Below are 8,923 nucleotides of genomic sequence, written 5' to 3'. Positions count from 1 at the left end.
TACAATAGAAACGTTTAATGAATAAATGTAATAAATATTTGGTTTATTCGGTTTATTTCCGTACCTTTACTATGTAATAAAAATCAATATAACAACACTTTAAATTTTTGCAGTTATGGAAAGACACTCAGAACAATTGGCCAATGATCATTATAGACATTGCCACGGAACAGAACAAGTATGGAAATTCTTTGGTGATATTGTAATCACGGACGGAATTAAAGAAGTTGCAGAGAAAGAAAAATGCTTTTGGTTCCTGGATGTAATTTGCAGTTACCAATCCCAAGAAAATTTCAAAAATGCGCCTTATCAAAAATGGAAACTGGAAAGGATTGAGGATACTCAATTTTTGGTGACCGCTTCTAATTTGGATAATGGAGAAGCCCTGGCCACCCAGGAAATCGAATTTTCTGATTTTTTCTTTAGAGAATTAATCATGCTTAAAAAAGATAATGTAATCTTATTACCAAGTGAAGATTAATCAGTAAAAGCTTAAAATATAGTGATCGTCTAATGGTAGGACACATTTACTTAGGAGAATTGTATATCGTCTAATTATTGGCTTAAACCAATTATAGGATACCTAGATAATGAAATAAGAGTTCGAGTCTCTTTCGCTATATTGTAACAAAATCAATAGAATATGATCAATACAAAAATTATAACACTTGCAGAAAAAATATTTTCACCTAATAATGCAAAAAAAGTAGAATTAAATTTGGAAGCTGATTTGCTTACAGTGCGTGTTTTTAAGAAAAAAGATATTAACGGATGGTTCTCAATAGTTGAGATCAAACGATTTTATGAAAAGTGTGTTAATGAAAATCTGCTTAAATTTCGTTTTTCCTGGGAATTAACAAGTCTTGACCTGGATGATTGTAATTTTATTGAAATAAAATTTCATTTAATAAAGTATTAATATGGAAACAGGAAGTTATCTTTTATCAAATACATATTCAGTAGAAAATAATTCAATATATTTTTTTGAAGCTACAGTATATACAAAGAAATTTGGAGGTGTTTTTATTGAGAAAAAGTATTGGTATGGATATAATATTGATTGGTTTCAGAAATGGAACTGGTATTTTAAATATTGTGCTGCTTTGCTTCAAATAAAGTATCCGAGGTATGATGTTGATATAAAATGGGGAGCAAAAAAACCGGAATTAGTTGAGGATTTTAATATACTAAAACAACGGAAGGCAAAACAAGATATAACGACTTGCAAAAGAATGATTACTAAGTATGAGAATGCAATTTTACAATATAAGGAAATTGAACAACTAAAATTAATTCCTGATTGGGAAAACCCCAAATATTTAAAGGCATTAACCACCTTAGATAAATATAAAGATAGACTTTCAGAACTTATAAATGTAACACAATAAATATATTATTATGAACACTGAATTATCAAAAGAAATAATAGGGATAAAAGCTCTTAATTTGCTTTTTTTCAATTACACAACAGAAATGCTCAATGAAATGAAAACGGTACGAGAATTCAATCATTGTTGGGAAAATTACGTAAACCTGAATGAGCAAACTTATATGCAGATTTGGGAATTTTTTCTTACAAAAATTTCTTTCAAATCTCAATTAAAGTTGATGGAGATAGCTTTAAAATATTATGGGGAAGAATCTTCAAATCATTTTGTTAATGCTATTGCGACAGAGAAAATGTTAGAAGCTCATATTGCTAAACATAACGCTAAAAGAGAATAGTATGAAAATTTTAAATAAAATTCGGGATTATTTTCTAAGAAATTTTGAAAATAATACTGCACACTTAACAGAAGCTCAAAAGAAAACTAGACTTTCTTATGGAGTATTAGTTTTAAATATGTTTGCTGTAATGATATTAGCTGTAGTAAGTGCAATTTATATCAAAAGTCTGTTTATCTGCCTTTTAATTCAGCTTCCTCTTTTCATATTTTTTCATTATAATTTAAAAAAACATTCTAGAGATTTGAAAAGGCAAAAAAACGAGTAACGGAGGAAATATTTTATAACCTATATTCTTAGTTTAACTATGGATATTTCAGCCGGAATCCGGATTTTTTGTAAATTCCGCAAGCACCGGAGGGCGCCACGGGCTAAAACATTGAAAATCAAACATAACCAAAAAACGGAAAAATCTCATAATTCCAAGTTATGTTAAATGAGATTATATAAAATACTGAATATCAATTTAAAAAAAATATAATGCAAACAATAGAAACAATACAAAAAACAAAAACTGAAACTTTGAAAAAGAATGATAGAGTTGTAATGCATTCATGCTATGAAGCAACTTTGGATGAATTTAAAAAAATTTGGAAGTGCTCAACCAATAGCTATATAGACAAGTCAGGAGAAGAAGTCGTTTTTTTAGATGGGTTTTCTGGCTGTTTCTTAGTAAAATATCTACAACCTGTCTCTGTAAGAAAGAAAATTATTAAGTAACATGTTTGATATAGATATTACTCAATTTAGGTTTGATCATGGCCACGTAATTTATTCAAATCCTATTAATGGAAAAATATCAGCTTTTAATATCTCGGTATGCTATTGGACCAGTGCCGGAACAGCAGTTGATATTTGGGACGATGATTTTTCTGATTTCTTCAATGAAGTTTTGAATGAAAAAGAAGTATCATTACTAAAGAATGAATATAACAATGAGCAGGAAGTATACAAATCATTTTTAGATTTAAAAGAAAGTTTAGAGGGTCGGTATAGGTTAAAATTATACAAGAATAATTCTGATGGTAAGGATAAAATTTCTTTTTTTCATTTAGAAGAAAAATTATAATCGCCTTCCTCACATAACGCCTATTATGTTAATAGTGAAATTATAAAATACTCAAAATCAATGTAAATTACAAATATTATGAAAAAGAAATTATTTTGCTTTATTATAGCATCTTACAGTTTAAGTTTATCTGCTCAGGAGAATAAAGCAGTCATGGAAATAGAGTATGAAACTAAATTAATTTCTGACAGCTTGAGCAGAGATAAGGTTACTTACTTTGCTTCTACTCTGCTTTGTAATAATAAGCAGTCAGTATATTTTAATAGAGAAGCAAAAGCTTTTTACAGCGGAACATCCACACAGAAAATAAATACTTCATTCGGGGCAATACCTAGATATCCTAAATCAGTTGCTAGTGTATACAAAGAAAATGAAACTCTTACAGCATCTTTACCAATAGGGAAATATGTATTCACTTTTGAAGAACCTAAATTACAATGGCAGATTTTAGAAGACGTGAAAAATATAAAAGGGTTTAAGGTAAGATTAGCTAAAACTATAACTGATACAGGAGATACTTTTTTTGCTTGGTTTTCGCCTGATATTCCCATATCAGATGGGCCTTTCAGGTTCAAAGGACTTTCAGGTCTAGTATTGGAAGTTTACAATAAAACAAAAACAATAGAAATTTACGCTACAGAAATTAAAAAGTCTGAAGAAACAATAGAACCTTTAGGTTATGGGGATGATATAAAGGCAAAATCTAAAAAACAGTTCTTAGAAGCTAGAAAAAATTATTCAGAAAATCCATCCATGTACAATGGAAATTTAAAGGTTTTAGATGAAAACGGTAATGATAAAACTAAAATGATGACGGAAAGGATTAAAAAAATCAATACTTTCCTTGATTGATTAATTTTTTAATAAAAATTAATTTGGTGGTTTAAGATTATTTTATAAATTTAACACTCATTAACAATAAAAATATTAATTATGAAAAAATTATTTTTTACAGGAGCTTTACTTTTATCCTGCCTTACATTTGCAAATACTAAAGAAGAAGTAAAAGAAAAAACTTCAGAAGAAAAAGCTACTCAGGTTACTGAAGTTAAGGAATTAACAAAAGAACAAAAACAAGCATTAACAGCTTTTTTTGCTTGGTGGTCTGTTTCTTATCAAAATGCGTGCGGAGGAACAAATACAGTATTTTTTCAATCTGATAATGCAGACGGCAGTCCCGGATTTATTAGGGAGCTAGCTTTTGCAGTTAATTCTTCTTATGGAGATTGTTAATCAATTTTATTATAATAATTTAGGAGTGTTATTTTAACACTCCTTTTTTTATATGGAAATTGATTTTTTTTTAACCTGCAAAATTTTGAATTTTCATGATTTAGAGGTGTGGTCAACAGGAGATAGAAAGTTAACTATTGAGGTTTTGGCTTTGCATAGAAGAAAAGCAGAAGTTTTTGAAATTTCTTTTTACAATAAGTATATTTCTCAGACTGAAAAACTTGATAAATTTGGAATTTATAAAATTGGGTGCATTATTCGTAGTGAAGTTTTTACAGAACCTAAAACTGAAATTAAAACTTACTTTACTCATATTGTAGGTATTTATACTGAACGTAAAGGTTATACATAAAAAATCCTCGTATTATGCGAGGATAAAAACTAATAACCATGAAACTCAAATGGTAATTGAGAATAAAAACAAATATAGATAAATCCCTTCAAAAATAAAAGTCGACAAAAATTTTTCCTGGAGAAAGCAGATCCGGAAAGTTGAATGAAAATTTGGCGACAAAAAAGAAACCAGGAAGATCCTCCGGAATGAAAATTTGACGATAAAATTTATAACCTCTTGAATAAAGAGGTTTTTAATTAATTGAGAAAAACTATGATAGAGATAAAGATAATAGAAATGTTTAATCAAATAAATGTAATAAATATTTTGTTTATTTGGTTTATTTTTGTATCTTTACCATGTTATAGAATTTAATACAACACTTTAAATTTTTCGATATGAATAATCAATCTGAACAACAAAACAAAACTGTCTTATTTGAGGTATTGGAAATTATAGACACTAGAAAAACAGGTTCTACCATTGAAGTAGGAAAAACCTATTTAGGTAGTCTTTATCCTAATAACTGGGTGTATTTTACAGACGTAAATGAGCAGGAATGGGCATTTTATGTGGGTGATACTTGCCGTATCATACAAGAGGTGGAACAAACTGAAGTATATTAATTTAATAGCTCTTTTTATGGCAGAAACTAAAATTAAAAATCTATCATCTCTAGATGAAGAGAAGCTGTTAGAATATAAAAAACAAAGAGGGGAAAAAACCAATTCCAAAGCCTTTGTTATGGCAATCTACGACTTTTTTGAACAAAAAGAGAAAATAGAGGCCCTGGAAAAAGAACTGCAAGCAAGTAAAGCCAGGGAAATTAAACTTAAAAATAAATATCAAAAATATGATATTGTTTTTGACGGTATCAAATCAATAATAACTAATCAGGAATAAAATATGAAAATCATTTCAGTAATACATCAAAAAGGAGGGGTGGGAAAATCTACCCTCACATTTAACATAGCTTGTAATCTTAAGGATTCTGCAAATGTGGAAATTGTAGATATGGACTATCAAGGTTCTCTATTAAAAATCCGGGGAATTTCTGACGTTCCTATCCATACGGCTGATAAACTGGATGAACTTATAAAAAAGGATTTGGATTTTCTTTTCATAGATACACCACCTTATTTATCTGAAAACCTTCCAAAGCTTATTAAAATGTCGGATGCAATCATAATTCCTACAAAGGCAGGTTTTTTTGATTTTCTGGCCATAGAATCTACAATTGATCTTATTAAGCAGACAGGAGGGGAAGACAAATCAATGATTGTCTTTAATATGGTTAAACCCAATACTACGTTAACCTCTGAAATCAAGGAAAAATTAACTGAGTATGAAATAAAGGTTGCAGATACTAAGGTATCTGACCTTGTGGCCATCACCCGATCAGGATTAGTAAATGGAGTAGAAGACAGTGAAAATGCTCAAAATCAAATAAATGAACTAACGGAGGAAATTATAAATTTCTCTTTTAAAATGAATTAAAAATGGCAAAAATTAAGAAAGACTTTTCAGCACTATTAGATAAAGCTAAAGAAACTGAAGTAAAAACACCGGTACAAAAAGTTGTACCGGTAAAAACTAATACTTCAGATCCGGAAACTTACAAATTAAATCTCCGTATTTATATGAAGGATTACGAAGATTTATTGACTTTTATTAATTACATGATTGTAGATAAAAAAAATCTCAATTACAAAATGTCGGATGCTATAACTGAAGGTATTCATTTACTTACGGAACAGAAAGACATTAAGAGAGGGATGCCTGTTGTAAAATTAGCAGTTGGAAGAAAAGATCAAACTTCCGAACTGGATATAATTAAATCAACTACTGCTGTAATTTCCATAGAAGATAAGGACTTATTGAATGATTTCATTTATCATAAAATGATTGCTGAAAGAAATACTAAGTATTCCAGGGTAGACCTGATGGCTGACCTTATGGATGCCATAAGAAAAAATAATAAAAATATATTTTAATCTTTTTATTTATGGATTCAGATAAATTAAAATCATTGGCGATGGCAATAATAATTTCTGTTCCTATTGGATTGGGAATTTATATTATTTTACATAAATTCTTTGCTCCCCCGTCAAAAAAATTATATGAGATTTCTTTAACCCAGGACAAGGTTATTAAAGATAGTTTGAGAGAATATAGCGACCGTTTTGAAAATGATTCCATTACCTATTATAAAAATCAAATAATTTCATCTAAAGAAATAAAATGATATGGCCACGAAAGCCCAACGTTATAATATTGTTATTAAAATGCATAATAAGGCAGAACTGAAATGGCATAATGTCAATACTGGCATTTTCAAGGCTCACCGAAATTTAAAAGGTATTTATAAAAACTTTTGGGATTATTACTCTATTTATCGTAAATCAGATAAAAGCCTTGTGGAAATCGTTTATAATAGACAGGTATTGAGTATTAAGGCTGTAAGGTTATTTTTGAAATATAGGCCCAATTCAAAAAATACCGGAATAATTGCGAACTTTATTTTTGAAAGAAACGGATTTGAAATTATAAGAAATATTAATTTTTCTAATAAAGTGATTTTGGATATTTCTAATGAGTATTTTACAATTCCGGAGGATATATATAACAGAGCTGTTGTTGATAACAGAAAGGGTTTGTTTGACTATTATACCAATAAAGGACACTTAATTGTAATTGATGAACTAGAAGTTGGAAAGTTCAGCCAGGAGAAAATTTTGATAGAAAGAGTAGTAAGAGAGGGGACGGAACCTAGTCAGGATTATCCATAAAAAAATGCCTAATTCCTTAGAAAAAGACATTTTACTTTAAATTTTTGAGATATGTTTATCTCTTTGCATCACAAATATACAAAAAAATTATGAATGAAAAAAATAAAAAAAATTCCTTAAAGCTAGATAATTATGAACCTCAGAAAACAACTGCCTATTCAAATGCTTTCGCAGATTTTTTAGGAGGTAAAGAAGCTGTAAAAAAAATTAATATTTATGGACACCGTATCATTTTCTGTATGGTGGAAATGCTTAAAACCATTCAGGTTTTTAAACCAAAGTATGAAGATATTCAGGCTCAAATGAGGGATGAATTAATTTTAGATTATGAAAAAGGAAAAATAACCACTATACGAGAAATAGAAAAAGCAGATATTGAAAAAAGGAGACTGTTAGAAGCTGGAAAAAAACTAGCTATCATCGAAGAAAAATACTTTGCAGATAATTTTTCTATGTTGCAATTTGTCATAACGACAAAAGCTCTTAATGATAATGGGAATATTAAGGTAAAGAGTAATGATTTATTTAGAAAGCAATTAGATGTACTTAAAAAATTGGGAGATCACGAAGTTGAATCTAATGATAAAAAAGAAATATTATCTTCCAATTTTATAGTTAATCCAATATTTGATAAAGGTAGTTCTTATATAAGATTTTATATAAGTAAAGAAACCGCTGAAATGCTTATTAATAATGTTAATGGATATTCAAATGTACACAGAACAATTGTTTTTGAAAATAGTTCAGAAGTTCCACTTAACTTTTTTTTATATCTAAAAAGGAAGTTTGGTAAAACGGGTGGGGGTACAATAAAAATAGAAAAATTAGTATCTGATCAGATGCTAGGACAACATTATAATAAACCTTCTTTACTGGAACCTTTTTTAGAAAGATTAAGAGACTCTCTTAATGAAACCAGTTCAGAATCATTTGGATTTAGTATAAAAGCAGATAAAACAGTAAGTTTTGAACTTTATGCTACAAGAAATACAATTGGAATAGAAGTAAAAGACGAAAACAGTTATAAATGCAAAAACGCTCTTAAACATATCAAAAAGACGCGAAAAGTTTCAGAACAGCAGTTTGGTATGATAAAGAGAAAATTTGACCAATATGGCTATCAAAGAATGTCTATAGTTACTAGTTCAAAAGGAAAGGAAGTTAGAGGACTAATTGGTGATGAGTATTTTAAATGGTTTATTGGAAAATGTACTGACAATGACCTTCTATAGAGTGGGGAATTTACCCCCACTCTACTTACTAACAATTGTACCCCCATCCAATTTACCAACAATTATACCCCCACCGGATTTTACATTTACCCCCACCGGATTTTACATTTACCCCCACCGGATTTTACATTTACCCCCACTCATTTTACATTTACCCCCACTCATTTTACATTTACCCCAACCCATTTTACCGGATGGTTTTTGCTATTGATTTAAAATCAGTTCATTACATGGTGATTTTTCCGCTCCTAATAAAGTAATAGTAGTAAACGTTTTAATCTTTTAAAAAAAATAAAAGGAAGTTTAGTTAATATATAATCTAAAGTCCAATTGATACCTATAGTTAATTTTTAAATATAAAGTCCAAAGAGATAGACTTTTCATAGTTTTTATCTATGAAAAAGAAATTAGATGTTTCCGCAAATTATCGGGCGATGTCCAGGGGGACCCAAGCTTTCACTACTCAATCTTTTCAATGAGATTATCTCTTTGGACTTTTTTGTTAAATATTTATCTCCTGAAAAGGATTTCAGACATGCCG

The 8,923-nt window shown here is 29.2% G+C and carries 17 protein-coding genes; all 17 read left to right on the top strand.

Going from position 1 to position 8,923, the window contains the following annotated elements; translation table 11 throughout:
- Nucleotides 1-115 precede the first annotated feature (115 nt).
- Nucleotides 116-481, top strand: coding sequence for a DUF6876 family protein (locus C8D70_RS20520; RefSeq protein ID WP_110368532.1), 366 nt, complete (start codon nt 116-118; stop codon nt 479-481).
- Nucleotides 482-643: 162 nt separating this feature from the next.
- Entirely contained in the window at nt 644-919 is a 276-nt protein-coding gene (locus C8D70_RS20515; protein ID WP_110368531.1) for a hypothetical protein, read from the top strand.
- 1 nt (nt 920) lies between these two features.
- On the top strand, nt 921-1,388 hold the full coding sequence (locus C8D70_RS20510; protein WP_110368530.1) for a hypothetical protein: 468 nt from the start codon (nt 921-923) through the stop codon (nt 1,386-1,388).
- Nucleotides 1,389-1,398: 10 nt separating this feature from the next.
- On the top strand, nt 1,399-1,725 hold the full coding sequence (locus tag C8D70_RS20505) for a hypothetical protein (protein ID WP_110368529.1): 327 nt from the start codon (nt 1,399-1,401) through the stop codon (nt 1,723-1,725).
- Between the two features lies 1 nt (nt 1,726).
- Complete coding sequence (locus C8D70_RS20500) at nt 1,727-1,993, top strand: hypothetical protein (RefSeq protein WP_110368528.1); 267 nt, start codon at nt 1,727-1,729, stop codon at nt 1,991-1,993.
- Nucleotides 1,994-2,205: 212 nt separating this feature from the next.
- Nucleotides 2,206-2,445 carry a hypothetical protein gene (locus C8D70_RS20495; RefSeq protein ID WP_110368527.1) on the top strand — a complete coding sequence of 80 codons (240 nt, stop codon included), beginning with the start codon at nt 2,206-2,208 and terminating at the stop codon, nt 2,443-2,445.
- A gap of 1 nt (nt 2,446) precedes the next feature.
- The gene (locus C8D70_RS20490) at nt 2,447-2,794 is read left to right on the top strand and encodes a hypothetical protein (protein WP_110368526.1); all 348 of its coding nucleotides are present in this window, start codon (nt 2,447-2,449) and stop codon (nt 2,792-2,794) included.
- 78 nt (nt 2,795-2,872) lie between these two features.
- Nucleotides 2,873-3,646 (top strand): GLPGLI family protein, encoded by a 774-nt coding sequence (locus tag C8D70_RS20485; RefSeq protein ID WP_110368525.1) that lies wholly within the window; start codon nt 2,873-2,875, stop codon nt 3,644-3,646.
- An 81-nt stretch (nt 3,647-3,727) separates the two neighbouring features.
- Complete coding sequence (locus tag C8D70_RS20480; protein ID WP_110368524.1) at nt 3,728-4,027, top strand: hypothetical protein; 300 nt, start codon at nt 3,728-3,730, stop codon at nt 4,025-4,027.
- Nucleotides 4,028-4,079: 52 nt separating this feature from the next.
- A complete protein-coding gene (locus C8D70_RS20475; RefSeq protein ID WP_110368523.1) occupies nt 4,080-4,379 on the top strand; it encodes a hypothetical protein in 300 nt (99 codons plus the stop codon).
- 380 nt (nt 4,380-4,759) lie between these two features.
- The gene (locus C8D70_RS20470) at nt 4,760-4,987 is read left to right on the top strand and encodes a hypothetical protein (protein WP_110368522.1); all 228 of its coding nucleotides are present in this window, start codon (nt 4,760-4,762) and stop codon (nt 4,985-4,987) included.
- A 16-nt stretch (nt 4,988-5,003) separates the two neighbouring features.
- Entirely contained in the window at nt 5,004-5,264 is a 261-nt protein-coding gene (locus tag C8D70_RS20465; RefSeq protein ID WP_110368521.1) for a hypothetical protein, read from the top strand.
- 3 nt (nt 5,265-5,267) lie between these two features.
- The gene (locus tag C8D70_RS20460) at nt 5,268-5,858 is read left to right on the top strand and encodes a ParA family protein (RefSeq protein WP_110368520.1); all 591 of its coding nucleotides are present in this window, start codon (nt 5,268-5,270) and stop codon (nt 5,856-5,858) included.
- Between the two features lie 2 nt (nt 5,859-5,860).
- Complete coding sequence (locus tag C8D70_RS20455) at nt 5,861-6,355, top strand: hypothetical protein (RefSeq protein ID WP_110368519.1); 495 nt, start codon at nt 5,861-5,863, stop codon at nt 6,353-6,355.
- Nucleotides 6,356-6,366: 11 nt separating this feature from the next.
- Nucleotides 6,367-6,606: a hypothetical protein gene (locus tag C8D70_RS20450; protein ID WP_110368518.1), complete on the top strand. Its 240-nt coding sequence runs from the start codon at nt 6,367-6,369 to the stop codon at nt 6,604-6,606.
- Between the two features lies 1 nt (nt 6,607).
- Complete coding sequence (locus C8D70_RS20445) at nt 6,608-7,150, top strand: hypothetical protein (protein ID WP_110368517.1); 543 nt, start codon at nt 6,608-6,610, stop codon at nt 7,148-7,150.
- 89 nt (nt 7,151-7,239) lie between these two features.
- The gene (locus C8D70_RS20440) at nt 7,240-8,382 is read left to right on the top strand and encodes a hypothetical protein (RefSeq protein WP_110368516.1); all 1,143 of its coding nucleotides are present in this window, start codon (nt 7,240-7,242) and stop codon (nt 8,380-8,382) included.
- The last annotated feature ends 541 nt before the right edge of the window (nt 8,383-8,923 follow it).

Source organism: Chryseobacterium sp. CBTAP 102, assembly GCF_003201365.1.
GTDB classification, from domain to species: domain Bacteria; phylum Bacteroidota; class Bacteroidia; order Flavobacteriales; family Weeksellaceae; genus Chryseobacterium; species Chryseobacterium candidae.
Note: the sequence above shows the minus strand (reverse complement) of the source record. Positions and strands in the feature narration are given on the sequence as shown.